Source organism: Paenibacillus gansuensis (assembly GCF_042684925.1).
GTDB lineage: Bacteria > Bacillota > Bacilli > Paenibacillales > DY6 > Paenibacillus_N > Paenibacillus_N gansuensis.
Genome location: NZ_JBHUME010000011.1, coordinates 160,550 through 186,569, shown reverse-complemented (window position 1 = coordinate 186,569; position 26,020 = coordinate 160,550). Strand labels below are relative to the sequence as shown.

20 protein-coding genes are annotated in these 26,020 nt (G+C 51.7%); 9 read left to right on the top strand and 11 right to left on the bottom strand.

The window, feature by feature from the left end:
• Nucleotide 1: 1 nt before the first annotated feature.
• Nucleotides 2-826: an ABC transporter permease gene (locus ACFSUF_RS18155; protein WP_377605084.1), complete on the bottom strand. Its 825-nt coding sequence runs from the start codon at nucleotides 824-826 to the stop codon at nucleotides 2-4.
• 6 nt (nucleotides 827-832) lie between these two features.
• Entirely contained in the window at nucleotides 833-1,627 is a 795-nt protein-coding gene (locus ACFSUF_RS18150; protein WP_377605082.1) for an ABC transporter permease, read from the bottom strand.
• Between the two features lie 479 nt (nucleotides 1,628-2,106).
• On the opposite strand from ACFSUF_RS18150, the gene ACFSUF_RS18145 reads away from it, so the two are divergent.
• Both ACFSUF_RS18145 and ACFSUF_RS18140 read left to right on the top strand, forming a co-directional pair.
• A complete protein-coding gene (locus ACFSUF_RS18145; RefSeq protein WP_377605080.1) occupies nucleotides 2,107-2,463 on the top strand; it encodes a hypothetical protein in 357 nt (118 codons plus the stop codon).
• Nucleotides 2,464-2,553: 90 nt separating this feature from the next.
• Nucleotides 2,554-5,187: an S-layer homology domain-containing protein gene (locus tag ACFSUF_RS18140; protein WP_377605078.1), complete on the top strand. Its 2,634-nt coding sequence runs from the start codon at nucleotides 2,554-2,556 to the stop codon at nucleotides 5,185-5,187.
• A gap of 389 nt (nucleotides 5,188-5,576) precedes the next feature.
• Here ACFSUF_RS18140 and ACFSUF_RS18135 read toward each other — a convergent pair whose 3' ends face one another.
• Nucleotides 5,577-6,512, bottom strand: coding sequence for a hypothetical protein (locus tag ACFSUF_RS18135; RefSeq protein WP_377605076.1), 936 nt, complete (start codon nucleotides 6,510-6,512; stop codon nucleotides 5,577-5,579).
• Between the two features lie 190 nt (nucleotides 6,513-6,702).
• On the opposite strand from ACFSUF_RS18135, the gene ilvA reads away from it, so the two are divergent.
• The 5 genes from ilvA to tatC all read left to right on the top strand — a co-directional run bounded on the left by ilvA (nucleotide 6,703) and on the right by tatC (nucleotide 12,494).
• Nucleotides 6,703-7,950 (top strand): threonine ammonia-lyase IlvA, encoded by a 1,248-nt coding sequence (gene ilvA, locus ACFSUF_RS18130; RefSeq protein ID WP_377605074.1) that lies wholly within the window; start codon nucleotides 6,703-6,705, stop codon nucleotides 7,948-7,950.
• Nucleotides 7,951-7,994: 44 nt separating this feature from the next.
• Nucleotides 7,995-9,620 (top strand): diguanylate cyclase domain-containing protein, encoded by a 1,626-nt coding sequence (locus ACFSUF_RS18125; RefSeq protein WP_377605071.1) that lies wholly within the window; start codon nucleotides 7,995-7,997, stop codon nucleotides 9,618-9,620.
• A 177-nt stretch (nucleotides 9,621-9,797) separates the two neighbouring features.
• The gene (locus tag ACFSUF_RS18120; RefSeq protein WP_377605298.1) at nucleotides 9,798-11,456 is read left to right on the top strand and encodes a PhoX family protein; all 1,659 of its coding nucleotides are present in this window, start codon (nucleotides 9,798-9,800) and stop codon (nucleotides 11,454-11,456) included.
• Nucleotides 11,457-11,539: 83 nt separating this feature from the next.
• Nucleotides 11,540-11,755: a twin-arginine translocase TatA/TatE family subunit gene (tatA, locus tag ACFSUF_RS18115; RefSeq protein ID WP_377605069.1), complete on the top strand. Its 216-nt coding sequence runs from the start codon at nucleotides 11,540-11,542 to the stop codon at nucleotides 11,753-11,755.
• Between the two features lies 1 nt (nucleotide 11,756).
• Nucleotides 11,757-12,494: a twin-arginine translocase subunit TatC gene (gene tatC / locus ACFSUF_RS18110; protein ID WP_377605067.1), complete on the top strand. Its 738-nt coding sequence runs from the start codon at nucleotides 11,757-11,759 to the stop codon at nucleotides 12,492-12,494.
• Nucleotides 12,495-12,815: 321 nt separating this feature from the next.
• Here the strand turns inward: tatC and ACFSUF_RS18105 are convergent, their stop codons facing one another.
• From ACFSUF_RS18105 to ACFSUF_RS18090, 4 genes are all read right to left on the bottom strand, one after another.
• Nucleotides 12,816-13,637 carry an MBL fold metallo-hydrolase gene (locus ACFSUF_RS18105; RefSeq protein WP_377605065.1) on the bottom strand — a complete coding sequence of 274 codons (822 nt, stop codon included), beginning with the start codon at nucleotides 13,635-13,637 and terminating at the stop codon, nucleotides 12,816-12,818.
• A 363-nt stretch (nucleotides 13,638-14,000) separates the two neighbouring features.
• The gene (locus tag ACFSUF_RS18100) at nucleotides 14,001-15,011 is read right to left on the bottom strand and encodes a serine hydrolase domain-containing protein (RefSeq protein ID WP_377605063.1); all 1,011 of its coding nucleotides are present in this window, start codon (nucleotides 15,009-15,011) and stop codon (nucleotides 14,001-14,003) included.
• A gap of 6 nt (nucleotides 15,012-15,017) precedes the next feature.
• Nucleotides 15,018-15,896 (bottom strand): carbohydrate ABC transporter permease, encoded by an 879-nt coding sequence (locus ACFSUF_RS18095; protein ID WP_377605061.1) that lies wholly within the window; start codon nucleotides 15,894-15,896, stop codon nucleotides 15,018-15,020.
• Nucleotides 15,897-15,913: 17 nt separating this feature from the next.
• Nucleotides 15,914-16,873 carry an ABC transporter permease gene (locus ACFSUF_RS18090; RefSeq protein ID WP_377605059.1) on the bottom strand — a complete coding sequence of 320 codons (960 nt, stop codon included), beginning with the start codon at nucleotides 16,871-16,873 and terminating at the stop codon, nucleotides 15,914-15,916.
• A 133-nt stretch (nucleotides 16,874-17,006) separates the two neighbouring features.
• Between ACFSUF_RS18090 and ACFSUF_RS18085 the strand changes: the two genes are divergently transcribed.
• Nucleotides 17,007-18,749 (top strand): sensor histidine kinase, encoded by a 1,743-nt coding sequence (locus ACFSUF_RS18085; protein ID WP_377605057.1) that lies wholly within the window; start codon nucleotides 17,007-17,009, stop codon nucleotides 18,747-18,749.
• Between the two features lie 36 nt (nucleotides 18,750-18,785).
• Nucleotides 18,786-20,411, top strand: coding sequence for a response regulator transcription factor (locus ACFSUF_RS18080; protein ID WP_377605055.1), 1,626 nt, complete (start codon nucleotides 18,786-18,788; stop codon nucleotides 20,409-20,411).
• Here ACFSUF_RS18080 and ACFSUF_RS18075 read toward each other — a convergent pair.
• The 4 genes from ACFSUF_RS18075 to ACFSUF_RS18060 form a co-directional block, all read right to left on the bottom strand.
• Nucleotides 20,393-20,902: a serine/threonine protein phosphatase gene (locus ACFSUF_RS18075; RefSeq protein ID WP_377605053.1), complete on the bottom strand. Its 510-nt coding sequence runs from the start codon at nucleotides 20,900-20,902 to the stop codon at nucleotides 20,393-20,395. The genes ACFSUF_RS18080 and ACFSUF_RS18075 overlap by 19 nt on opposite strands.
• Before the next feature lie 5 nt (nucleotides 20,903-20,907).
• Nucleotides 20,908-21,747 carry an alpha/beta fold hydrolase gene (locus ACFSUF_RS18070; protein ID WP_377605051.1) on the bottom strand — a complete coding sequence of 280 codons (840 nt, stop codon included), beginning with the start codon at nucleotides 21,745-21,747 and terminating at the stop codon, nucleotides 20,908-20,910.
• A 129-nt stretch (nucleotides 21,748-21,876) separates the two neighbouring features.
• A complete protein-coding gene (locus ACFSUF_RS18065; RefSeq protein ID WP_377605049.1) occupies nucleotides 21,877-23,601 on the bottom strand; it encodes a sugar ABC transporter in 1,725 nt (574 codons plus the stop codon).
• A 151-nt stretch (nucleotides 23,602-23,752) separates the two neighbouring features.
• On the bottom strand, nucleotides 23,753-25,819 hold the full coding sequence (locus ACFSUF_RS18060) for an alpha-galactosidase (RefSeq protein ID WP_377605047.1): 2,067 nt from the start codon (nucleotides 25,817-25,819) through the stop codon (nucleotides 23,753-23,755).
• Nucleotides 25,820-26,020 lie beyond the last annotated feature (201 nt).

Sequence of the window (26,020 nt, the reverse complement as noted above, 5' to 3'; positions counted from 1 at the left end):
CTCACGATCCCGAACTCTCATATTTGGTCATGCCCCAGCGAAACACAAGCAGCGATACCCAGAAACACAGCGCGCCCAGCACAGGTGTCCACAAAGCGAGCTCCAGCGGCAGCCGGAATGCCGTCTCTTTGCCCAACATGCCCGCAGCCGGATAAAAGGTGATGAACCCCAGCGGCACCACGAACGTAAACAGCACTTGAACCAGATAAGGGTAGAGGCTCAACGGATACATCGTTACCCGTTCCAGCGTGGACAGCGCGAGGCTGACCGTAGAAGCGTTCCGTTTGGTCCAAAAAGCGATCGTCCCCAAGCTGATAAACAAAGCCGCCCGGATCAACAGCCCGCCGAGCACGATCAGCACCAGTTTCCCGATATTGGCCGCCGACCACTCGAACCCGACCGCATGGCATCCGTACAGAAAAATAACAAAGCCCGGAATCAGATCCACCAACCCGATAAAGTTCACATAACTCGCCACCAATTGAAAAAAAACGCTCATCGGCCGCAGCAGCAGCCGGTCAAAAGCCCCGTTAATCACCATATGGTCGATATGCCAAGTATTGATGAAGAACACTACCAGCAGTCCATGACTTAGCAGCCCCAACCCATATATGAAGGTAATCTCAGGGAAATCCCAGCCGTTCAACGCCTGAAACCGGTCCGTTATAATCCGCAGCATCCAGATCCCCGAAAAATATTGAATCGGAATCATCAGCAGCCAGCTCACCAGAAACAGCGGATACTCCAGCTGCCGTTGAATGGCCAGGCGGGCGAAGCAGGCGGCGACCGAGCTGTAATGTTTCACACGGTTAACCATCGTAGTCATTTGCGCTCAGCCTCCTTGGATCAGCGTTTTGGATTTGGTGTGCTTCCAAGCCCACGCCAGGATTCCGAACAGCAGCACGATCCAGAAGCACTGTACGGCCATCCCCTGGAGCGCTTTTGGGAACGAAACCGTACCTATGTAGATGCTGAGCGGCGCCTGATAGGTGTACTGGAAGGGGAGGTAGACGGAAATGTTTTGAATCCATTCAGGGAAAAACCACAGCGGCACTAAGCTCCCCGACAATACCCGGACGATGCTGTCCTTGACCATACCCAAATTTCCGAGCTCCATCACCCAAAAAGCCGCCAACCCCACAATTGCGCTAAGCAGCCACAAAATTGCATAACTCAACAGACAGCACGGGATGAACAGGAGCAAATGGTTCCAGGATGCGGGAAGAGGCGGGCCGAAAAGGAGAGAGGCAAAGACGAAAAGCGGTACTACCCGGTTCAGCAATGCGCTGAATGCGCTGCCAAGATCATCGGCGAGATAGGAGGCGAGCAGGGGAATCGGCCGGTAGAAGTCGGTGACGATCTGGCCTTCGCGGATTTTGTAGTAGATGGTGTTTTGGACGTCGCAGACGAAGATCGAAGCCAGCAAAATCCCCAGTACCGTGTACGTCACCAGCTCCGTTAAACTGGTCGAACGCACCTGATCGATGCCTTCGTAAGCCGAACGCCACAGAAACACCGAAGCCACCAGCAAAATCATGTTCGTCCCCACCGACGTAAACACCTCAAACCGGTAAGCGAGGTTCGTGAGCATTCTCATTTTGGTGATATACCAGTACGCTTGAAGCAAAGTGCACCTCCTCAATTGGCAGTTTTGTATTGGATAAAAAGGTAATTTTGTCCATTATAAGTGGCTGTGTCAGGTTTGGGCAATAGGGGATTTTCGTTAATAGTAAAAGCTTGCCGGGTAACTGTGTTATGGTAACGAATTTCGCTATTGTGCTGCCGTGGGCATCGCGGCAGGGGTGCGGGAGCTGCTCTCGACCCGAAGATGGTGGGTGATTAGGCTTATTTTTATGTAAGCTGAGGGACTGCTGCAGACCCAATCCAAAATGGTGCTGGCACTGGCGGCTTTGGCGATTTTGGCTTATGTGATCCTGTATTTGAAGGGGACGGGCACGTATTGCAGCTATGGGAGTATGGGGGGCAGCCACTGCAGCGGGGTTATTCCTCCTTGCTGGAAAATGGGGCAGCAGCAGACTTTTTGATTGGGGCTGGGATACCCCAGAGCTGAAGCTAAGGCGTGTGTACTGGCAGGACGGCTGGGACATGGCGCTGCAGGTGTGGTACAAAGGTCTCGGCGGGGGCGGCTGGGCGGCAGTGCATCCAAAAGGGTATTTTGTAAAATATGTCCATCATCACTATATCCAGTTAGTTTTGGATATTGGCATATGGGGGCTCATCGCATTCCTCGTCGCGGTTGGCGTTCCTGTCATGCAGGCCCTGCGTTTCCGAACAAAAGAAAGCAGGTTCTGCTTGCCTTTGGCAGCTGTATTTTTGGTCCATCTAGGTTTTGATATCGACTTTGCTTTTCCTTTAGCAGCGGGACTTTTTCTGTTTTTAATAGGTATGATACAGGACTCGAGTAAGGCCAATGATACAAAACGTATCACTAAAGTAGGATAAGCCCTCTAGTGCCTTCTATGCATTGTAAGAAAGTTAACTCCCTCCTAGAATTAAGAGCATTAAAGATAATTTCTCTAGGAGGGAATTTGCTTGAAAAAGCTTGGTATAAGAAAGATCAGCTTTTTGCTCGCGGTGCTCATGGTATGCAGTTTATGCTTGCCTTTGCTGGCATCGGCTTCCAGCTATTTTAAGTTTAACTATGATTCTTCAACAGGGGATGTCTCAGGTATATTTTACTCGGACAGTTCAGATGTTACGGCGAGAGTTTACGGCGGTACCGATTCTTTCGACTTAACTCCCTTATTAAAGCAGCAAGAGGCCAATGGAGTTTACCGCTATGATCTGAAAGGGAGAATTGGTTTAGGGCGTGGTCTGGAACGAATCAGCATCAATGACGGAACCGAACGAACGCAGGATCTAGATGTGAAGAATTATGGATACGCTTACCAAGATAAGCTTGCTGCACCAGAATTGGATGAATTCACACTGCATTGGTTCGATCAAGGCGACCAGACAGGGAAGTTCATGTTCTTTTGGAAAGAAGCTCAACAGGTAGGGGTGTCCGGGTATAAGGTTTACCTCAACGGAAACCCGGTGAAGGTTACCGATGCTTCTGACCCATTCGCCGTAATATCTGTGCCGGAAGGCGAGGTATTTAGCTATAGTGTGTCCGCCGTGGACCTGTTTGGGATCGATTCAGCCAAGTCGGAGGAAGCAACCAGCAAGTCTCCGGATTTTATGCATAATGTAAAGCTGAATCTGGGTGATAAGCCTACTTCCTACGCATTTGGCAAGGGTGAGGAGCTGCTAACGTTTTCTCCTGATTATTCTACAGTAGGTGCCGGGTTTAAGCTGCAAATGACGCTTGAGGGCTACGAGCTGGATTCGGATTCAATCAGTCTGGAGGACTTTGAACTTGTATATCCGGATGGAACTGTAGAGCTGCCATCGGAATTCGATCAGATCGAAGATCAGTTGACCTTCTCTTTTACCCAAAATTTAGAAGAGGGTAGGGACTACACTTTAAAACTGTCCGATGATGCGGATGGCGATGAAATTACTACTTCTTCTACAAACATGTTTGGATTTATTAACTTAGAATTGATGAACTCCTCTGACCAACTAATTAACCAGTACATTGACTACAGGCTGGCCATCGGGGATCCGTACGCTCCGGAAAAACCCGCCAACTTTAAGGCTGTTCCGTATGATGCGTCGATCTTTGTCAGCTGGGATGCCAATCAGGAATCGGACCTGGCAGAATATCGCGTATACCTAGACGACGTCCTGAAGGCGGCATTGCCTGTTACAAAGACAACCTACTACATTGAGGGCCTTACAAACGACCAAAGGTATAGTGTAAATGTAGCCGCGGTGGACAAGGCAGGGAACGAAACTCGTCAGACTAAGATCAACGTTACCCCAAAAGCCGGGCTCGGCACACCGGATGACGGTACACCGGGCGACGGCACGCCAGGTGATGGCACTCCGGGCGACGGAACACCGGGTGATGGCACGCCAGGCGGCGGTACACCAGGTGGCGGTACACCGGGCGGCGGTACACCTGGAGGTGGGTTCCCTGGCGGCGGGTTTGGCGGCATCATGATTCCGCCAGTTCAGCAGGGATCTCCTGGAACGAAAGTAGTGGACGAAAGTTCCCTTAAAAATGAGCAAGGAACGGTTGTCGTTACTCTAGGCAATGACGACAATAAAGTACTGCTACCGGCTAGTGCTGCCGTGTTGGCGAAAGGCATTGTACTAAGCCTGGAGAGCGAACAGTTCCGGATGCAGATTCCTGGGGAAGTGCTGGAAAAGCTGAAATCCCTGGTTTCTGCAGAGGACTTGAAAGATGCGAAGATTTCGTTCGGCTTCGATAAGCTGGAAGCAAGCAAGGCGCAAGCCCTGTTATCCGAAGCTGGTAAGCAAACCGGAGCGGCGGTGAAACGTGCGGGTGACATCTACGATTTTGCTTTGGGCATTGTCAAGAAAGACGGCAGCGAACAAAAGCTTACCTATTTTGACCAGCCTCTGACACTCACGTTTCATAAAGCTTCCGGAGTGAACGCGGACCTTTCCGGCATCTACCATATCGCGGATAACGGCAAAGTCGAGTACATCCGCAGTACGGCGAAAGATGGAAAGGTAACGGCATCGATCAGCCACTTTAGTAAGTATGCCGTTTTGGAAATCAGTAAGTCGTTTACTGACGTACCGGCAGGACACTGGGCAGGACAAGCTATTGCCAAAATGGCGGCACAACAAGTAATCAGCGGGATCAGCGCGAACGCCTTCGGGCCGAACAAGCAAGTGACACGTGCCGAGTTTGCGGCCTTCCTGACACGGAAGCTGAATCTGAAAGCTGCAGGGACAAGCCAATTTACTGATGTTACCACTGATAAATGGTACGCAGACGAAGTGACAGCCGCAGCGGAAGCCGGCTTGGTTGCCGGCAAAGCGGAAGGCAAGTTTGCTCCGGATGCAAAGGTAACACGTGAAGAAATCATCGTGATGCTTGTGAAAGCTTATGAACTCAGCAGCGGCAGTAAAGCGGATCTTTCCGCATCTCCTGCTTTTGCCGACTCCGAACGTATAGCGGGCTGGGCGAAAGGTTACGTTGCAGCAGCAGCCAAACTCGGCTTCATTCAAGGCCGCGGCGACGGCGCCTTCGTACCGCAAGGTACAGCCGTTCGCGCGGAAGCAGCACTGCTGGTTTCCAAACTATAGAACGAACTAACCCCTTCTCGGTTTGCCGGGAAGGGGTTTTTTCTTAGTAAGCACCAACTAGCCCATTTCTCACACCTTATACGTTGCCTGCCCCCATCTAGTGATATGTGATATCACTAACACTCCATCCATTTGAAGTTAGCGCTACGACATATCACTAACTCTCGCAAATTTGCACCAACTAGCCCACTTCGACACCTTATCCGTTACCTGCCCCCAATTAGTAATATGTGATATCACTAACTTTCCATCTGACCAAGGTTAGTAACACGGCATATCACTAACTCGCACACATCAGGCGAAACCGCCATAGGTCAACGACCCAGCCCCGGCTACAACAAAAGAAGCCATCCCATCCAGGGACAGCTTCCTTCTCGTAGATCTATTTCTTATTTGTTAGGCACATTCTCTTTCAAAAATTTCTCGACAGCAGCCGTTTTCTTGTAATTTTGATCTGCGGCCAGCTTCATGAATTTTTCCAGCAAGTTGAGGTATTTGCTTTGTGTGTTCTGGTTGTATCCCAGAATCAGGTTGTAGCCTTTTTGGGCGTTAGGTGCCATCACATTTGTAGAGTAATCGAATAATGGCGTGTTGTTCAGCCCGTAAAAAGTGAAGATTTTGTAATTGGCAAACATGTTCTTGATTTTAGCGGTACGGTGCGAAGCAGGATACGCTGCTACGAAACGTTCCATGGACAAAGCACGGTTGACCAGTTCCTGATAGCCGATCATAAGAGCTCCGTCTTTCGCCGGAACTTTTTTCGTTTCCACACTCATGATCGTCAGGTAAGCTTGGATGTCTGCGCTAACGTAAGGCTTGAATTTTTCCAGAGCGGGGTAGTCTACAACCGGGAAGTAAAAGCCTTCAGCTGTTTCCAGACGGTAACCGGCAGCGGCCAGTTCTTTCAGGATCGTGCGCAGATTCGCATCTTTCACGCCTGCAGCTACCTGAGTAAAGCTGTAACCCGGCTTGTAGGCTTGATTAATCGCTTTTTGATACTTCGGTACGGACAATTGCTGAGTCATCGCGGGCAGCGACTTAACCAAACCATTTTCCATATGAAGCACCATGATGGTTGCCTGGTATTTAGTAACCTGCGTGATATGGGAGCTAAGATACGACATAGCGTGAGAGAGTTCACGTTTACCCAGCATAAATTCAAAGGTGTCGTATACTTGTGCAGAACTAGCGGCAGTCACTGCAGGTTTCGAAGCTGCGGGAGCAGGTGCGGCAAAAGCAGTTTGACCCGCTTGTACAGTAAGAACCAGGGCAGCAGTTGCGGCAAGAAGAGCCGTTTTCTTTTTCATTGAAAAAATAGTTTTCATATATATCTCCTCCATAAGATGTGTTGTTATGTCCATATGTATACTTTACCCGCCTGCTATTTCCGGATTATGTCGGTTTGTTTCAAGGATGTAAACTTTTTGGGGAGCCGGGGCTGCAAGTTTGAGATATAATGAAAGTATTATTTTGCGCATGCCATTTTTCGACAAAAAGCAAGAAGGAGCTATTCAAATGCAGCCTTTACATTCCGACAATATAAGAAGGGCCCATGAGGCGTTAAGCCGGGTACTTTCCGCTACACCGCTCCAGAGAAACGATATTTTGTCCAAACGGTTTGACTGCGAGGTTTACCTGAAGAGAGAAGACCTGCAGGTGGTCAGATCGTTCAAAATCCGCGGAGCCTATAACAAAATTATCAGCCTGACCCCGGAGGAAACGGCCAATGGGATCGTCTGTGCGAGCGCCGGCAACCATGCGCAGGGTGTAGCTTATTCCTGTATGCTGCTTGGCATCGAGGGAACGATTTTTATGCCGCAGACAACTCCGAAACAGAAGATCGCCCAAGTGAAATTGTTCGGCGGCGACAAAATCGAAATCATGCTGGTCGGGGACACGTTTGATGAATCGGCGGCCCATGCCATGGAATATGGAAGACGGTACGGCAAAACGTTTATTCATCCGTTCGATGATCCGTATATTATTGCAGGGCAAGGGACGGTCGGTTATGAAATTTATAAACAGTCGGCCCACCCGGTAGATTATGTGTTTACCACCATCGGCGGCGGCGGCCTGGCTGCAGGTGTGGCTACTTATTTAAAAGAGGTAAGTCCCGGAACCCGGATGATCGGGGTAGAACCGGAGGCGGCGAACAGCATGCAGCAATCCATTCAAGCGGGAGCTGTAAAAGTGCTGGAGAAGATTGATAGTTTTGTAGATGGAGCAGCGGTGAAGCGGGTTGGGCAGTTGACGTTCGAACTATGTTCCAGGCTGCTGGACGATATTGTGACCGTGCCGAACGGAAAAGTATGCTCTACGATTATCGAGCTTTATAATACTAACGCCATTGTTATGGAACCGGCGGGTGCACTGCCTGTAGCTGCTTTGGAAACTTACCGGGAGCAGATTGCAGGGAAAACGGTGGTGTGCGTAATCAGCGGCAGTAATAATGATATCGACCGGCTGCAGGATTTTAAGGAGAAGTCGCTGATCTATGAAGGTTTGAAGCATTATTTTATTATTAATTTCCCGCAGCGCGCAGGGGCGCTCCGTTCCTTTTTGGAAGACGTATTGGGGCCGAACGACGATATTACCCGTTTTGAATATATCAAAAAGACGTTCCGCGAACACGGGCCGGCCCTGGTAGGTGTGGAGCTCAAGACGCCGGATGACTACGGTCCGCTGCTCCAAAGGCTTGAGGGTTGGGACAAGCAGTATATTGCCATTAATAAAGATCACACGCTGTTCGGGTACCTCATTTAACTGTTTCCGTCGAACGAGCTGTAACCGATGAAGGAGAAGAGAGAATGTCGTTGCGTTTACGTACGATTTTGGCTGTCGTGCTTGCTTTGCTTATGATCGCACTCACAACTGTACTGGGGAGTGTCATCAGCAGCAAAGCTTCGCGTCAAGTCGAAGAAACGATAGGAGGATCCTTATCGGAGACCGCTTATCAAATGGCGGATAAACTGGATTACTTCATGTGGTCCCGGCTGGGGGAGCTGCAGGTGCTGAGCAGGCTGAAGACGTTTCAGCAGCCGGATGATCCTGAAGCTATTCAAGATTCGTTGAATGAGCTTCAAAAGAACCTGCCTGTCTTTACATGGGTCGGGTTCACGGATACGAATGGCATCGTGCTCGCAGCTACAGGTGGAATCTTGAAAGGGGCCTCTGCGAAGGAGCGTCCTGTCTATATAGAGGGCAAGAAGGGGCTTTTTATCGGGGATGTTCATGAAGCTAAGCTTCTTTCCAAATTGCTGCCGAATCCTTCGGGGGAGCCGCTCCAGTTTGTAGATATCAGCATGCCGATCCATAACGGCGATGGACAGCTTGTCGGCATTTTGGCCGCCCATTTCAGCTGGGAATGGTCGAAGGAAGTGGAACAGTCGATTCTGCGCTCGCGTAAGGATCGTTCGAAGCAGCTTGACGCTCTTATCGTCAGCCTAAAGGATAATACCGTTCTGCTGGGACCGAAAGAACTGGTAGGCCAGAGTCTGCCGCTGGAAAGCGTTACCTCTGCCCAAAAGGGCCTGAACGGCTGGGAAACGGAGACGTATGCGGACGGAAACGAGTACTTAACCGGTTACGCACAGGGAAAGGGGTATTTTAACTATCCCGGGTTAGGCTGGACCATTCTCGTCCGTCAGCCGGTGGACATTGCCTTTTCGTCGGTGCAGGAGCTGCAAAATTATATCATCGCAGCCGGGGCATTAGGGGCGTTATTATTCGCTCTCATTGGTTGGGGGGCGGCCGGGTTGATCTCTCAGCCGCTGCAGAGAATTTCGCGTGCGGCGGATGACCTCTGCTCGGGCAAGAACGTGCAGATTCCGTCGCATAAAGGGATTAAGGACATCGAGTTGCTATCGTTATCCCTGCGCAACATGGTAGATAATTTGACGATGACCGAGTCGGAACTGGACAAGATGGAGGATCTGGCTCATCACGATAAGCTGACGGGCCTTCCGAACCGTGCAGGACTGGAACGTTATATGCAGAGAGTCATGAAGATGGCTGAGAAGGAAGCGGCCACCGTTACGTTTTTGTATTTGGATTTAGACGGGTTCAAAAAAGTGAACGATACGCACGGACACCAGTTTGGCGATAAATTGCTTCAGCAGGTGGGCGAGCGGCTGCAAGGTTGTGTGCGCAGCCATGAAATCATCGCGCGGTTCGGCGGCGACGAATTCGTAGCCGTGCTTAGGACTTCGGGGCAGACGCCGCGGGATGAGGCGCGCCTGGTTGCCGGGCGGATGATCGCGAGCATCAACCATCCGTTCCATATCGACGGGGAGACGGTTACCGTCGGCTGCAGTGTGGGCGGCGCGGTCTGGCCGGACGATGCGATCGACGCGTCTGTCGTTATGAAGGACGCCGATACGGCACTGTACCAATCCAAACATGCCGGTAAGAACCGGGTTACATTTGCATCATAAAAAGCGCCCCGCCAGGGATTTGGCGGGGCGTTTTTTGCGTGCATAACGAAGCTCGTGGCGATGACCTTCGATTTTACAAAACCTTAAGATACCCATGACCTCCACTTTACATTGAACCGCTATGCTTGTCCTCGGAAGATAAAAATCTTTGAGGGGTGTGCTTTTGTGAGTAAGAATATGGATCGTAAAACGTTTTTGTCCTATCTGGGAACCGGGGCCGCGGCGCTGGCAGCAGCTTCTGCCGGGTTGGGAGCACTAGAAGGGAAAGCGTCTGCTCAATCTACGGCGGATCATTTATTCGGCTTCAAAACCAACAAGGTCAGCGGATATTTTGACCCCATTACTGCTTCCAAAGAGGACAAGCTGATTCTTCCCAAAGGCTATAAATACGACGTCATTGCAGCCATGGACGATGTAATCAATAAGGAGGGCGAGAGATTCGGCGACGGTTCCGACTATAACGCTTACTTTCCGTTGGAAGGATCGAACTCGCGCGGCCTGTTGGTGAACAATCATGAATATACCAGTATTTTCAGTATCGGTCCGGTAAAGGACGGCGTGATGACACCCGAACAGGTACAGAAAAATCTGTATTATCAGGGCATGTCTGTTATTGAGGTGTACCGTGACGAAACAGGCACATGGAAGATGGATACCAAGTCGAAGTATGCCCGCCGCATTAACGGGTTCTCCAAGTTCGACCTTACGGGGCCCGCGAAGGGATCTTCAGCAGTCGGCAGCGCAGCTTCGGCTCAGGGGACTTTTGCCAACTGCTCCGGCGGTGTCACTTTGTGGAATACGGTGCTTTCCTGCGAAGAGAACTTTATCGAAACGGCGGAAGCCTCCAAGCTGAATGCAACTCATTACGGCTGGGTGGTGGAGGTGGACCCTTTTGACAAATCCTATCTGAAAAAGCACACGGCTCTGGGACGCTTCAACCACGAAAACACAGCGATGGGACTTGCAGCCGACGGCCGCGTGGTCGTTTATATGGGCGATGACAAGAAAGATGCCTGCGTCTACAAATTCATCAGTAAAGGCGTTTACGATAAGTCCAAAGGGCGCGCAAACTCGGCCTTGCTTGAGGAAGGGACACTGTATGTGGCTAATTTGAAATCCGGAAAATGGCTGCCGGTTACGTTGGAAGCAGTAGCTGAGGTTATCAAAAATGAAAAGTTCAAAGCGCCGTACGGAGTCACTTCCAAACGCGAGGATCTGCTGAAACGCTATGTCAGCCAGTCGGATGTAGTTGTCAATTGCCAGGAAGCGGCACTGTTGGCAGGCGGAACGCCGACGGACCGTCCGGAGGATATCGAAATTTCCCCTTTTGACAACACCGTATTTATCTGCCACACGAACAATGATATTCATGGTAACATTCATGGACATATTACGCGGATTTTTGAAACTGGCAGCGATTTGGGCGCATTGAGTTTCGATTTCGAGATCTTCGCTGCCGGCGGAAGGCAGTCCGGTTTCAGCTCGCCGGATAACCTGGCCTTCGATTCCAACGGAAACCTGTGGGTCGTAACGGATATTTCGAGCAGCAGTCAAAATAAAGGGGTACACCAATCCTTCATGAACAACGGCTTGTTCGTCATTCCGACAGCAGGACGTTCCAAGGGCATAGCGATGCAGTTCGCCTCCGGGCCGGTGGAAAGTGAAATGACGGGCCCGTTTTTTACGCCGGATGAGCAGACGCTTTTCCTTTCGGTGCAGCATCCAGGAGAAGAGACGAAGGATTTGAGCAATCCGACCAGCCGTTGGCCGCACCGCCCGGGGGACACGAAAGCTCGTGCGGGCGTTGTCGCAATTAGCGGATTCAAGCTGGGGTAAGCGGAAGCGGGAACAGCATAAAGCGGGCCTGAAGAGCGGGGTTGACTGGCTCCTGGCCAGCTAAACTAAAGGAGATGAACCGTATGCCATTCGGAAATATCGGAATCGGCGGTCTTGTGCTTATATTGATAATTGCGTTAATTATTTTTGGGCCATCTAAGCTGCCTGAGCTGGGACGCGCTTTCGGAAGAACGCTGAGCGAATTCAAAGGCGCGACGCGCGGGCTCATGAGCGGCGACCAGGAAGACGACAAGCAGGACAAGGACGCAGCCCAGCCGCAGGCTATGTCCAACAAGTAACATGAAGAACCCGAACGAGTTGAACTTAGTCGGGCATTTGGAAGAACTGCGGTCAAGGCTGATCCGGACGCTGATCGCTTTTCTTGTTTCTATGGCAGCCGCCTTTCTGTATGTCCGGGACATCTATCAATGGCTCGTGGGGGATATGGACCAGAAGCTGGTGGTGCTCGGGCCTTCGGATGTAGTATGGGTCTACATGATGCTGGCAGGTGTGGTGGCCATTGCCGTAACGCTGCCGGTAGCCGCATACCAGGTATGGAAATTTGTTCAGCCTGCTGTTACTGAGCAGGCTCGGCGGGCAACGTTTCTGTTCATTCCAGGGGTTAGCGCGTTGTTCCTGACCGGTATCGGGTTCGGCTACTTTATCCTGTTTCCTATGGTGCTGGGTTTCATGAACAAGCTGGCAGCCGAGGATTTTGCAACGATGTACACAGCCCAGAAATACTTCACTTTCATGATTCATATGACGGTTCCGTTCGGCTTGCTGTTCGAGATGCCTGCTGTCGTGATGTTCCTGACAAAACTGGGGATTCTCAACCCGAACCGGCTGGCGAAGGCGAGAAAAATGGCCTATTTTATCCTGGTGATCGTGGCTGTTACGATTACGCCCCCGGATATCTTATCGGATATCATCGTCATCGTTCCGTTGTTCCTTCTCTATGAAATCAGCATTACGATTTCAAAAGCGGTCTACCGGAAGCAGCTGAGGGCGCAGGGCGATGCGGGGGCAAGTGTGTAGCCGTCTCTTTGTTCCCGCTCAACAGCGGGAATTCGGGTGTGTTGATGGAGGAGCAGGTACTGGTGCGGGTCTATAAACGAAACGAAATTACCATAATAAGACAATAAGACAACCGGAGATGGTAATTCACTGACGTTCCCGACGAGAATACGTGGAAATACGCATGTATAAGGTAATTAGGCAGCACATTAGCGGAAATGATTACCATAATCGTGCCGGTTAGCATCTCAGCTGTACCTGCACGGAAGATAAGACAACACAAAAAGCGCCTCACAGGCGCTTTTTGTGTGTGGGAACCGCCCAATGCGGCGGTTCCCGGCGTTACACGTATCGCCCTTGCTCCGGCACGGCGATGCGCTCGAAGTCGTCCGCCAGCATCGTCAGGTTCGAGCGAAGCTCCTCGCCGAACATAGGGATGCCGTGCCCGGTGACGGCGGACAATGGCTGCAGGGCAGCCAGCTTGCGGACCGATTCATGCGCTGCGCGCCAATCGGTCGTGAAGTACTTCGGCGGGCCGCTGATCTCCTTCTGTTGGAGGAGCACTTTGTACAGCGACTCCTGCTTCACGGTGACGAAGGCGTCGCCGGCGATCAAGGCCCGGTCGCTGTCGCGGAACAGCGACACGTGGCCCGGAGTGTGGCCCGGCGTATGGATCCAGCGCCAGCCGGGCAGTTCCGGGATGGTCCCGTCGGAAGGCAGAGCCTGGACGTTGGCGTCCAGGTTGATGCCGTCGTTGGGGAAGAGACGGGACATCTCCGTCACGAGTCCACCGTCCACGGACGGATCGGCGGGCGGATAATCTGCCTTACCCGTCAGGTAAGGCAGCTCCAGCTCATGCGCGTAGACAGGGATCCCCCACTGTTCTACGAGCTCCACGATCGAGCCGACATGGTCGAAATGGCCGTGCGTAAGGACGATCGCCTTGGGCTTGCCGCCGAAGCGCTCTTCAGCGGCTTCGATCAGCTTGTCCGCCGAGCGGGGCATGCCGGCGTCAACCATGACGCCGCCGTCGGCAGGGTTGCCGACATAAAGCACGTTCACAATCTGGTTCGGATAGCAGTAGACATCCGGTACGATCTCTTTACCGATCCCGCTTGTTATAGAAGTCATAGGGAAAAAGGTATGTTCAAAGCTGTTCTCCATCGCGTGACAACCTCCTTTTGGGTGAACGCCTGACCTTATGTGTTTACCCAGAAGTATGTCCCGGCATACCTTTATTTGTGTGTATCGACCGATTCATTCGCACACTCCTTGGACCATTCGAACACGTATATTATGGTGTAACAACAAACATTCCTTGGGTGAAAGGTTGTGGGTGAGAATGGGTTACGGAGGAAATGTAGGTGCAGGTGTAGGCGGATTGGGAACTAGCACTGGTGTTATTTTGGTGTTATTCATCCTTTTGGTAATTATCGCTCGTACTTTCATCTAACAAAAAGCAGCAAAAAAAGCTGCCGCAGGCCTGTGAGGCCTGACGGCAGCTTTTTTTATTCCCGGAAAGTTTCCTCACATCGACAGCATCCGGCTGCTGAATCGGGCATAATTGCGTCCGTCCGCATGGAAACGGCGGCCGTTGGTGAGAATGACGCCGACCGCCGATACAGCCGGATCCAGGAAGAACATGCACCCGCTGAAGCCGTTGTGCCCAACGGCCTGCGGCGATGCCAGATCGCTGAAGCAGCGGTGAACGTCCACGTTCGTGGTGTGATGCAGATCCCGGTCCGTTTTTAACCAGAACACAGGCGTACGGCCTGGGGTCACCTCTCTAAACATCAGAGATACGGCTGCTTCAGAGAATATGCTGCGGCCTTGCCACACTCCTTGGTCCAGCAGCATTTGACCAAAACGCCCCAAATCCGCTGCAGTGGACAACAGGCCGCTGTCACCGGTTATGTCCAGCCCGGCAAGGGACAGCTCCGGCTCCAGCGTCTCCTGATGCAGGGGCAGCAGGGCCGGGACTCCCGGATCAAACGTGGTATGGTCCATCCCTAAAGGCCCGAACAGCACCTCACGGGCAAATGCCTCGAGGCTTCTTCCCGTCACCCGCTCAATCACATCCATAAGGATGGAATAGCCGAACGTAAAGTACTGATTGGCGGTTCCAGGCTGAAAGGCAAGCTGATCGATGGCATAAATCGTCTTCATGTACTTATCCCGGGCTCCTTGAGACGGCCAGGCCAGCTGGAAATCTCCGCTGTATCCTCCTGTATGCGTCAGCAGATGAAGCAGGGAGATCCCGGGATGAAGAAATTCGGGAATATACTTCTGTACCTGATCATGAAGCGCAACCTTACCCGATTCAACCAGTTTGATGAGGAGCGCGCCGGTTACAGGCTTGGTTACCGAGCCGATGTTAAAGCGGGTCTGGACCGTAATAGGTGAAGCTCCCGGGGAAAAGCTTTCCGTTCCGCCCAGCTCCGCGTACCGCACGCTTCCTTGCCTTACCATTAGCAGCGATGCGGCGGAAACCCCGTAACGTTCCCCCAGCAAGGATTCCAACATGGATAATGTCTGCATAAACCTTTACTCCTTCACGGCCCCAAGGACCATCCCTTTGACAAAATGCCGCTGCAGGAACGGATACACCAGCAGCACCGGCACCACGGCGATAAAGATCTGGGCCGCTTTCACCGAACGCTGCGTGAGCTTCGCTGCATCGTTAACGTTCGTAATTATGTCGCTCAGGTTCTGCTCTACGACAATCGTCTGAAGGTAGGTAGCCAGCGGGTGCAGCTCAGGCCGGTTCATATAAATCAACCCGTCAAACCAGGAATTCCAATGTCCCACCAGAGTGAATAACGTCAGCGTAGCGAGGGACGGCATCGAGATCGGCAAGTATACGTTCCATAGCGTCTGCAGCTGATTAGCCCCGTCTATGTCGGCTGCTTCCTCCAGTTCTTTAGGGACATTGCGGTAAAAGTTCATCAGCAGAATCAGATTCCATACGCTGACGGCTCCGGGCAGCACCAAAGCCCATACCGTATTGTTCAGATGCAGCTTCGAGACCACGATGTACGTCGGAATCAAGCCGCCGCTGAACAGCATCGTGAATACGAAGAACCAGGCCCATACCGAGCGCCCTTTCAGTCTCGAAGAATCTTTAGACAAAGGATACGCCGCCAGGATGATGACGGCCATGCTGAGTGCGGTTCCGATCACGACCCGCTGGACGGAGTTCCAGAGAGCGCTGATAAAGACAGGATTGGAAATCGTTTTCTGATAAGCGTCCAGATTAAATCCGACGGGCCAGAAATTGACGAGATTGGCGTTTACCGAGGCCTTATCGCTGAACGAGACAGCGAGAATGTGGATCAAAGGCAGAATGCACAACAGGCCTAACAGCCCGATGAACAGCGAGTTAAATACAGTAAATGTCCGATATGCAGTCGTTTTGTGGTACATAGAGGGCACTCCTTTCGTCAGAAAATTCTATAGTTGCCGTATTTGTAGGCCAGACGGTAAGAAACGACGATCAGAACCGTGGAGACAACGGATTTAAACATCCCGAAGGCGGCGCCGAAGCCAAGCTGTCCGCTCTCAATTCCCATCCGGTACACGTAGGTGTCGATAATATCCGCCTTACTGTAAACAACCGGGCTGTACAAGTTGAAAATTTGGTCAAATCCGCCATTGAGCACATTTCCGAGCGCCAGGGTGCCAAGGACCATCATCATAGGGACCAAGGCGGGAATGGTAATGTGCATCGTTTGCTTCCATCTGGAAGCCCCGTCCACCTCGGCAGCTTCATAAAGCGCGGGGTTAATGCCCGCGAGCGCAGCCAGATAAACAATGGTGGAGAACCCGAACTCTTTCCATACATCGCTGACGACAGCCGTAAACCGGAACCAGTCGCCGTTGCCCAAGAAGAAAATCGGTTCGATGCCGAACAGGCCTATGAATCTGTTTACCAGACCTCCGGAAGGGGATAGCAGGTCCAGCAATATGCCGCCGAGAATAACCCAAGACAGAAAGTGCGGCAGGTATACGAGCGTTTGCACGGTGCTCTTGAACGATTTAACGCGCACCTCATTGAGAAGAAGCGCAAATAAGAACGGGACGATCATACCGGCGATGATTTTGGAGCCTGCGATGATCAGCGTATTCGTGATGACCTGCATGGCGTCCGGGAGGCTGAAGATCGTGCGGAAATGCTCCAGCCCGATCCAGGGCGACTTCGTGAAACCAAGCCATGCCTGATAATCCTGAAATGCCATAACCAGGCCGGCCATGGGCAGGTAGGCGAAGAGGAACGTAAGTACGGCTGCCGGGACCAGCATGAGATATAACAGCATATTGTTTTTGCGCTTGAGGCTGCGGCGCGTGGATTGAATGGATGCCTGAGGCAGGGACGGCTTTGCGGCCATATCCATCGTATTCATAGCATGATCTCCTTTTCTGTAAACTTCGATGTATAATGTGTCTATGTTTTTATTTTAGATGGATCAGTCAGGGACTTATATCGTACAATTTGGTGATCTATAACGTTTTGTTCACAAGTTTGGGGGGCACGGAATGCCGCAGGTGAAATTGAACATTTTTGCAAAACTCCTGATTTTATTGTTTCTGCTGATGTTTCCGGTGGGGCTGCTGTACGGGTATTCGAATTGGACGAGCGTCAACTTGATCAAAACGCAGATTCAGGACCTGAATTACAACCGTTTAACGTTCTTTATGAACCAGATCGAGACGAATACGAGCCAGATGGCGGTGCTGACTTCGGTGCTTTCCAGAGATTATTCGGTTCAGTCGCTGCAGGCCAAAAACAATTTTTCGACATACAGCGAAATCTCTTCGTTGAATGCAGTGGAACAGAAACTCCGGCTGCAGCAGCTGGCAAGCCCATGGAAGAATCAGATCGCGGTCTATTATCCTCAAGCCAAACTCATTGTCCCGGGCCGTGCAGTCCTTCCCGAAGCCTTCAATCTGCGCAGTATCGTCAGTCAGAGCCGCAAAGAACTGTGGCATTACGAGCCGATAGGCGGCGATCCGAAGAACGGGTACCAGTTCGCCCACTACGAGCTGGACAATTACTCAGGGGATCCGGATGAGCTGCTTCAGGTGACCAAAGCCTTTTTTCATGACACGATCCTGTCGGACATGCTGTTTAACTTCAACAAGGATAAGGCGGGGGAAACTTTTCTGTATCACCCGGACTACGCCCCGATTTCCCGGTCGGCTGCGCCGCTTCCCCATAAGAAGGAATTAGTAGCCTATCTGAACGGAAAGCCGCTCGATGAGTTCCGGAACCGGACTGTGGACATCGAGGGACAGGCGTACATGGTCAATGCCTTGAAATCCAACAACCTGGGATGGTATTTGATCGATGTGGTGCCGATTAACAAGATTTTGACCCCGATAACGAAAAATACGAATTTGTTCTACTATTCCATAGCGGCTTTGCTGCTGCTGGGGACGCTGGGATCCTTATGGCTGTACAGGAACGTGCAGCTGCCGATCAAGGAGCTGCTGCTGGCGGTGCGGCGTATGAGGCACGGCGATTATTCCGTACGGGTGCAGCGCACAACCGGCAGTGAGTTCGATTATCTGTTCTCCAGCTTTAACTATATGGCGGATGAAACCCAGCATCTGATCGAGAAGGTTTATGCCGAGCAGCTCCAGTCCAAGGAAGCCAAGCTGAAGCAGCTGCAATCCCAAATCAATCCGCATTTTCTGTACAATTGTTTGTTCTACATCATGAATATGGCCACGTTAAAAGAGGAAGAGGCCGTCGTGGCGATGTCCTTGAATTTGGGTGAATATTTCCGGTATACGACACGGAATGAAAACCAGCGGGCGACGGTTGAGGAGGAACTGAAGCTGGTCCGCAATTATCTGGTGATCCAGAATTTGCGCATGCAGCGGCTGGAATACGACATCGATATTCCCCAGGAGATGATGGGGCTGGAAATCCCGCGGCTTACTCTGCAGCCGATAGTGGAGAATGCCGTGATTCACGGCATCGAACCGCAGCTTGGAGACGGGTTCATCCGCATAACCGGGATCAGGAAAGGGCGGGAAAACCGGATTCTGGTCGAAGATAACGGCATCGGGATGACCCGCGAAGCCATTGAGGAGCTTCAGCAGAAGATGAGCGGACCCCATGACGAAGAGCTTGGGTACGGCGTGTGGAACGTTCACCAGAGGCTGTCCTACCGTTTTGGGGAAGGGGCAGGCCTTACGTTGGAGGCGAATCCGGAGGGCGGCATGAGATTCATTTTGCATTGGACAGACCCTACTTCGGAAGAGGGACAATAAAGCGGGAAACGAGTGAGACGAGGAGTGGGTGGAGATATGTATCAAGTGATGATCGTAGACGATGAAGCATCGGTAGTAGACGCATTGGCGCTGCGAATTCCATGGAACGACTTGTCCGTCAGCGCGGTGTTTAAAGCTTACTCCGCATATGAGGCGCTGGATATTTTTCAGACCGAAAGCATTGATTTGGTCCTGACGGACATCCGCATGCCGGGAATGAACGGGCTGGAACTCCTCCGGAAGATCAAAGAGCTGAAAAGCAGGACAAAGTGCGTCCTCCTTACCGGATTTGCGGAATTTGAATATGCCAAGCAAGCGCTGCAGTCTGACGCATCGGATTACTTGCTTAAGCCTGTAAGCAATGAGGATCTGATCGCTTCGGTCCGGAAGCTGATTGACCAATTGTCTGCGGAATGGGAGGAAGTGGCCTCGTTTCAGCGCGCCGCTTATACGCTTAAGGAAAACTTGCCATTGCTGAAAGCAAATCTGTTGAGCGAACTGCTGCAGGGAAGCAAAGCGGGCGGAAGGGAAGCGCTGGAAGGGAGGCTCTCCTTGCTGGAAATCCCGCTGGCCCCGGGCCATTCGTATTGTATGCTCCTGATCCGGATGGAGGATGAATTTCTTGCCTACGATAAATCGAGCATTCATCTGCTGGAATATGCGGTGCTCAACATCGCCGAGGAGATTTTGGGAGAGAGTTTCGAACTGTGGTTCTGCAAGGACAGCCACGAGTATTTAACGTTTCTGCTGAAGGAGAAGGGAGGCGGCAGCCCCGAGAGGGAACCGGCCTCGGTGAGGCAGCTGCTGGAGGGCAAGGCTGCCGAGCTGCAAAGCAGTGTGAAACAGTATCTGAAAGGCACCGTCACGGTACTGCTGAGCGACTGGAGCGCTTTTCCCGACTCGGTTGCGGAAGTGTACGACACGATGATCCTGGAAATGCGCAAAATTGCCCGGGGCCAGTACGGATTTGTCAAAAAGGTAGAGCTGTTCTCCCGCAGCCTCCAGGTCCAATCCCTGCAGCGGCTGTATGAGCCCCCCATGCTGATTCAGCTTCTGGAAGGCGGGCGCTGGGAGGAGGCGGAGGAGAAACTGCAAGCTATTTTTGCGGAATTGTCCGAGAGATGGAGCGACTCGGTAGAACATGCCAACGAAGTGTATTATTCCATCGTGTCCGCGTACAATTACATTGCTCACAAAAGCGGCAAACAGCTGGTCGATATAGTAGGTTTAAAGGAATTGGAGCTTGAGGGGAATCAGCGGCGTTCGGTCGAGCTGCTCAGCAAATGGGCTTTGGGAGGCCTGCAGCATATCCGCGAAGAACTGGAATTGGAAAGCAGAACCGCCAATACGGCTATCATTAAGCAGGCTCAGCAGTATATGGAGGAGAAGCTCTCGGAGGATGTCTCTCTGCAGGCGATCGCCAATCATGTATATTTGAACCCGGGGTATCTGTCAAAGCTGTATAAGCTCGAAACGGGCGAAAATATAAGCGATTACCTGTACCGGATCCGGATGGACAAGTCCGCTTATTTCCTGAAGAACACCCATTACAAGATTCAGGAAATCTGCGAACTGCTCGGGTACCAGAATACGTCTTATTTTATCAAAATGTTCAAGAAACATTTCGGCGTCACGCCGCAGGATTACCGCAATTCCTTGTGATTTAACGGTTTAGAAGATTGGTGAGTGTTCCACTGGGTTTTCAGCTCTTCCAACTCCTTCTTCGTGCTGGACAGCTTCTCCCGGATCATCCTTAGTTCTTCTCTTGCCCGCTCGGCAGCTTTGCTGCTGGCGGCAACCTGTGTTTCATATTCGCTTTGCCGGCGCAGCAAAGTAAGGACGCCGTCGGTCACCGGCTTGCCGTCCCGTTCCCGGATCACTGCGCTCAGGAGCACAGGGACATCTTTCTCATTCATGGATCTAAGCGTTACATACATCTCTTCCACTTTCCCGTTCAATTTGATTAACGGGGTATAGTAAATTTGAAAGAAAACCCGGCTGGAGCGGGACAAAAGCGATTCAAAGAGGATGCCCCTTACGCTGTCCGTGTTGGCTTCCAGCCAGGAAAGTAGGGTGTCGTTCACTTCCAGAATTTCGCCGCTCCCGGACATCGAAAAATACCCGCAGGGAGCGTATTTCATACGTTCATCCATGATTGCTATAGTTCACCTTCCTTAGATGAAGCTGTTGGGGAGGTACGGGTAAGGTACTCTTTGATTCGGCTTACCGTTTCCTCCGGCGCGCTCATATGCGGGCAGTGGCCGGTGGCCTGCATCCGTTGGAGCGTGCTGCCGGCCATTTGACTGTGGACATACTCGCCTGCTTCCAGCGGTGCAATGGCATCCTGGCTGCATTGCAGAATAAGCGCCGGCACCGTTACCTTGCTCAAGTCCGCCCGGTTATCCGCGTAGAAGGTAGCTTCCGCAAATCGGCGGGCTATCACCGGATCGATCGCACAGAAGCTTTGCTGTAATTCGAGAGACAGATCCGGGCGGTCCGGGTTTCCCATCACCGCAGGAGCGAGGTACAAGGACCAGCCCATGTCGTTGTTTTTCATCAGATGGATCAGCTCGTCAATGTCTTTCTTATCGAAACCGCCGATGTAATTCGGCATATCGTTGATATAACGGGCGGAGGGGCCGATCAGCACAAGCCGGCTGAAACGCCAGGGCTCTCTAATAGAGGCTAGAATGCCGATCATGGCGCCGACGGAGTGCCCAACAAGGATGGCATCCTTCACATCCAAGGCATGGCAAATGTCCAGCACATCCTGGGCATAACCGGACAAGCCGCTGTAACGTTCGGGATCGTAGGCGCTCAGATCGGACTTGCCGGACCCCACATAATCGAATAATACGACACGATAATCTTCCTCAAAAGCAGGTGCGGCAAAACGCCACATCTGTTGATCGCACCCGAACCCGGGCGCAAATAATATATATTGGCTGCCTTTGCCGCTTATGTTTACATGATTGCGGGCAATGATCGATTGGTTCAAAATGATACGCCTCCTGTAACTCCTCACTACTATTACCACATTACCATAAGAGGAAAACGGTAGTCTTCAATAAATGAAAAATCCGCCCTTGCAGGGGCGGATTTTTCTGACGTTCAGGTAAGCTGGCGATTACTGTTTATTCTTCGCATACCACTCGTTTACCTCTTCTACAATTTTGCCATAACCGGCTTTATTATAGTCTTCGAGGAACTTATCGTATTGATCCACGGACATTTCGCCGTAAATGATTTTGGAGATCGTTTCTCTGCGGATTTTATCCAGCATGGAGTTTTTGGACAGCATCGTTTTGGTTATAGGTACGCCTTGAACCGATGGAACTTGAATGCCTTTGTCGAGGTAATCCAGCAGAACTTTAGCCGCAGCCAGGGAGTTCGCGTCTTCTCCGCCGAATTGCTTCACTTCAATCGGAGTTTCCGGTTTACCGCCGGACGTAAACTTCTTCAGCATGTCTACCCATAGGCCGGGCAGCGTATAGTCTTTCTGAACGCTGATCCGCACGGCGTCAATATAGTTCGGCAGCTTGCTCTTGTCATTTGTAGGCTGGCCGTCTACCTCATCCCAGTCATACCCTTTGGCCAGTCCGTATTCATAAATGGAGCCTTTGTCCGCGTTCAAATAATTTTTGTAAAACCAGTTCATGTACTTGATGACAGCTTCCGGATGTTCCACATCTTTTTTGATCAGAGTGATATTGCCGTTGGTCGGATTTTCTCTCGGGATTTTCAGCGTGCCGTCTTTTCCTGTCGGGTACGGATAAGCTTTAAACTCGGAGCCGGGCACATTTTTCAACAGATCCGGGAAAGGCCAGATCGACAGCCAGTAGGCTCCGAAGACCACACCTATCTGGCCTTTGGTGAACAGCTCGCCGGCTTTCATTTCATCGTAAATCCCGCTGTCTTTCGGCATATAGCCGTTCTTCATCCAGTTTTGCAGGCGCTGCAGTCCTGTCTTTGCCGCTGGGGTTAACAAGGGTTGGTACAGCTTGCCGTCCGCGTTTTCAAACCAGGCATTATCGTTGGAAATGACGCCGTCAACATTAAACGCAACGTCAGCCGAGCCTAGCCAGGATGTGTTCACGGCTGCGTTTTTCGGGCCGATGACCGTACCGAACGTATCTTTCTTTCCGTTGCCGTCAGGGTCTTTATTGGTGAATGCATCCAGCACCGTTTCCAGTTCCTCGATCGTAGCCGGAGCTTTCAGGTTTAATTTCTTCAGCCAGTCTTCCCGGATCCACATGGAGTTGCCGCGGCCGATCATGTTGTAGGTAGGCAGACCGTACTTTTTGCCGTCGATGGTTACGCCCGCCCATGTTTCCGGATAGTCCTCAGCAGCTTTCTTCCAGTTATCGATCGCATACTTATCGAATAGCTCATCAACAGGCTGGTACTTCCCGGATTGAACGAGTTGTGCAAACAACAGCGTATCATTCGTAGTCAGCATATCCGGCAATTCCTGATTGGCCGACAGCGCCAAGCGGACTTTCTCGGTGAATTCCGGCGCGGATGCCGCAGTCCACAGGTACTTCAACTTGATGTTCAGATCCTTCTCAATCGTCTTATCGAGAACATTGTTGTCAATATTCTCTCCTTCTTTAAACTTTACGTCGCCCTCCAACACTTTAGCGGTAGTCAGCGTGATCGGCTCTGCGTATTTGCCCAGCGGATCCGTGTTCTCGGCAGGCTGGTTCGCCTCCGTATTTGTTTTGCCGCCGTTCTCGGCTCCCTTGTTCTCGGCATTGTTGGTGCCGGCGTTGTTGCTGCAGGCGGAGATGACCAGTAAAGATGCTACGAGTGCGGTGCTCAACCACTTTTTCTTGTTCTTGAAACCCCTCATTGTTTGTTCCTCCTTTAAAATGCTGCATGACCTTCATCGGATGTCTTACGTTTATCTTAATTCAATCCGGATTCCGTCCGATATAAAACAATTTCGTTTTTCATAGTCCTATGTTGATATATTAAAACGTTTTCAAGCAGGGTCTCCCGCACTACTCCGTCACACCGAACAGGACCATGCGGGCACCGGTTTCGTTGAAGGTTACATCAATTTTGGCATGTCCTTCCGCATCAAAAGAAACCTCGGCTCCCTCACTGGCTGCGAAGGAACGGTCCACAGGGTACTCGGTCACAAAGCTGTAGCGTCCCGGCGATCCGGCGAAGAGGGACACGACGCCCCGGCCGGTGTGCGGGTTGATTTTTTCGTAAATCTCCGGGCTGCCGCCTACCGTCCCGGTCAACTTTATTGTACTGGCTGTTATGTCGCCACGCACCTGTTTATACAGGTCGAGCCATCTGCGCATGTGCGTAATGCCTTCGTCGGAAACGACGGACAGGTCGCCCCAGATGCCGTTATGCCCGAGCACCAGGGTCGCAATGCTGGTCAGCTGATGGCGGTCGTCCGGGAAGTAGTGCGTGAGGTACAGCACCGAAGGAATCCACTTGTCCAAGTTCAACGGTGTACGGGTAATCCATCCGCGGGCAGGTCCCGGATAGAAGAAGATGTTCCCGTTTCCGTCGTTCAAATCCCCCGGAAGGTCGTAATTTTGATAATACGGCCCGTTGTTGATCAGGAAGTACTTGCCGGACGAGAGGAAGCCGAGGCCAACATAGCGTTCGCCTTCCGTCACATCGAAATCCACGATCGCCTCCGGGCATTCGGCGCAAAGCTTGTCTACAATGTTCGACATATAGCGGCCCATCATGAAGGCATAATACTGCTTGCGCTCTTCGCGGCTGTGGGTTTCGTCCCCGTGCCAGTGGTTCGGATCGTCGCAGCCGTATTGGGAGATCCAGTCCCATTTAAAGTAGGTGACGCCTACCTCTTTTACGAGACGGATCAATTCATCGGCAAACGACTCCGCATACCCGCTCACCAGGCACATATAGTAGCTTTCTTCCGTTTCCCATACGGGACGCGGAGGAACTTTGGCTCCGTCTCTTCCCATAACGGCATCGAGATGCTTGTGCGCCATGTTAGAGGAGAGCGCTGCGGATGTAGGTTCGAACCATAGGCCGAGCTTCATGCCGTACTCATCCAGTTTCGCCTTAATGGACTTCAGGCCGCCCGGGAAACGCTCGCGGTTGACGATCCAGTCGCCGGTTTTCTCAAACCAGCCCGCATCGATTACGAATACCTCAACACCTAATCGGTGAGCACGTTCGATTTCCTCCATGACCCGGTCTTGATGCATGGCGTCCAGGAATTTGCCTTTGTACCAGTGCTTGGTCCGTTCCTGCAGATTCCATGTGTTATAAAAAATGTAAGGCTTGCGGCTCTCGGTATTCTCACTCATGCCGTTCAGCATGAAAGCGCGGTACTCGCGGGCGAGTTCGTCCTCATCACCTTCGATAGCGGCGATTTGGAACCAGACAGTTTCGAACGGCGTGTGGAGGGATTGACCGGTTAAGTAGTTGCCTTTGACGGCGGAAAGGCGGACATTGCGGTCACCGTCCAGACGGTATTCCAAAAAGGCGTCCGGCACTTGGGATCCATGCTCGTAAGCAGTGAGCAGGGTGTGCGAATCGTCGCCGGCGACCAGCATCGGCCCCATGACGCTGCGATCATTTGTAAAGTCGCGGTCTGCCAGCTGCAGCTCAGACAAGCAATAGCTGTGCACCATATCGATGAATTCGGAGAAGCGTACTTCTTTGGCTTGAGGAAGATCGGATAACGAATAGGTAAAGTAGGTTAGATCGTCGGCTCCGTCTGTTTTGGTAAGGTGATGGAAACTTGCACCGGCTAGCGCGTACTTGAAGCGGACAACCGGGCTGCCGGGCGTAACCCTTACCGTCAATTGAAGAGTGTATTCGGCGTTGCCTGTGTGGGCTTCGGCGGTAATGCGGTGCTCGGTGCTTCCGTTGCGGAGCTTGACCGGGTCGCCGCTTAGACGCAGATTTGTCGGGACCAGTACCTGCTGTTTCCCGTCAATCTGAAACACCGGTACCCCCAGCTGATAGGTCCTTCCGCTGGAGCTGACGGTGTATTCAAGAAATGAGCTTGCTGCGCTCCCGAACGTCAATCGCATTTTTGCATTTTCAATAGATAAAGTATTCATGGCAGTTCCTCCTGAACTTGTTGTATAACTGGGTATGTTCTTATTTTAGAAGCAGAGCGGAAGGGGAGATATAATACAATTTCTCGTTTTATAGCATTCTCTTCGTCAGTTTGAGGGGGAGGGAGTTGTGATAGAGAGATATCCAGAAAATGTTATAAACCTCCAAATCCTTTTATATAAGGGGAAGATGCCGAGAACTTA

What these genes read in the sequence shown, in the direction of transcription:
- ACFSUF_RS18120 (WP_377605298.1), top strand. Translation starts at nt 9,798, where the DNA reads ATGGATCGTAAAACGTTTTTGTCCTATCTGGGAACCGGGGCCGCGGCG.
- ACFSUF_RS18060 (WP_377605047.1), bottom strand. Translation starts at nt 25,819, where the DNA reads ATGAATACTTTATCTATTGAAAATGCAAAAATGCGATTGACGTTCGGG.
- ilvA (WP_377605074.1), top strand. Translation starts at nt 6,703, where the DNA reads ATGCAGCCTTTACATTCCGACAATATAAGAAGGGCCCATGAGGCGTTA.
- tatA (WP_377605069.1), top strand. Translation starts at nt 11,540, where the DNA reads ATGCCATTCGGAAATATCGGAATCGGCGGTCTTGTGCTTATATTGATA.
- ACFSUF_RS18085 (WP_377605057.1), top strand. Translation starts at nt 17,007, where the DNA reads ATGCCGCAGGTGAAATTGAACATTTTTGCAAAACTCCTGATTTTATTG.
- ACFSUF_RS18135 (WP_377605076.1), bottom strand. Translation starts at nt 6,512, where the DNA reads ATGAAAACTATTTTTTCAATGAAAAAGAAAACGGCTCTTCTTGCCGCA.
- ACFSUF_RS18065 (WP_377605049.1), bottom strand. Translation starts at nt 23,601, where the DNA reads ATGAGGGGTTTCAAGAACAAGAAAAAGTGGTTGAGCACCGCACTCGTA.
- ACFSUF_RS18145 (WP_377605080.1), top strand. Translation starts at nt 2,107, where the DNA reads ATGGCGCTGCAGGTGTGGTACAAAGGTCTCGGCGGGGGCGGCTGGGCG.
- ACFSUF_RS18100 (WP_377605063.1), bottom strand. Translation starts at nt 15,011, where the DNA reads ATGCAGACATTATCCATGTTGGAATCCTTGCTGGGGGAACGTTACGGG.
- ACFSUF_RS18125 (WP_377605071.1), top strand. Translation starts at nt 7,995, where the DNA reads ATGTCGTTGCGTTTACGTACGATTTTGGCTGTCGTGCTTGCTTTGCTT.
- ACFSUF_RS18080 (WP_377605055.1), top strand. Translation starts at nt 18,786, where the DNA reads ATGTATCAAGTGATGATCGTAGACGATGAAGCATCGGTAGTAGACGCA.
- tatC (WP_377605067.1), top strand. Translation starts at nt 11,757, where the DNA reads ATGAAGAACCCGAACGAGTTGAACTTAGTCGGGCATTTGGAAGAACTG.
- ACFSUF_RS18075 (WP_377605053.1), bottom strand. Translation starts at nt 20,902, where the DNA reads ATGGATGAACGTATGAAATACGCTCCCTGCGGGTATTTTTCGATGTCC.
- ACFSUF_RS18155 (WP_377605084.1), bottom strand. Translation starts at nt 826, where the DNA reads ATGACTACGATGGTTAACCGTGTGAAACATTACAGCTCGGTCGCCGCC.
- ACFSUF_RS18105 (WP_377605065.1), bottom strand. Translation starts at nt 13,637, where the DNA reads ATGGAGAACAGCTTTGAACATACCTTTTTCCCTATGACTTCTATAACA.
- ACFSUF_RS18090 (WP_377605059.1), bottom strand. Translation starts at nt 16,873, where the DNA reads ATGAATACGATGGATATGGCCGCAAAGCCGTCCCTGCCTCAGGCATCC.
- ACFSUF_RS18095 (WP_377605061.1), bottom strand. Translation starts at nt 15,896, where the DNA reads ATGTACCACAAAACGACTGCATATCGGACATTTACTGTATTTAACTCG.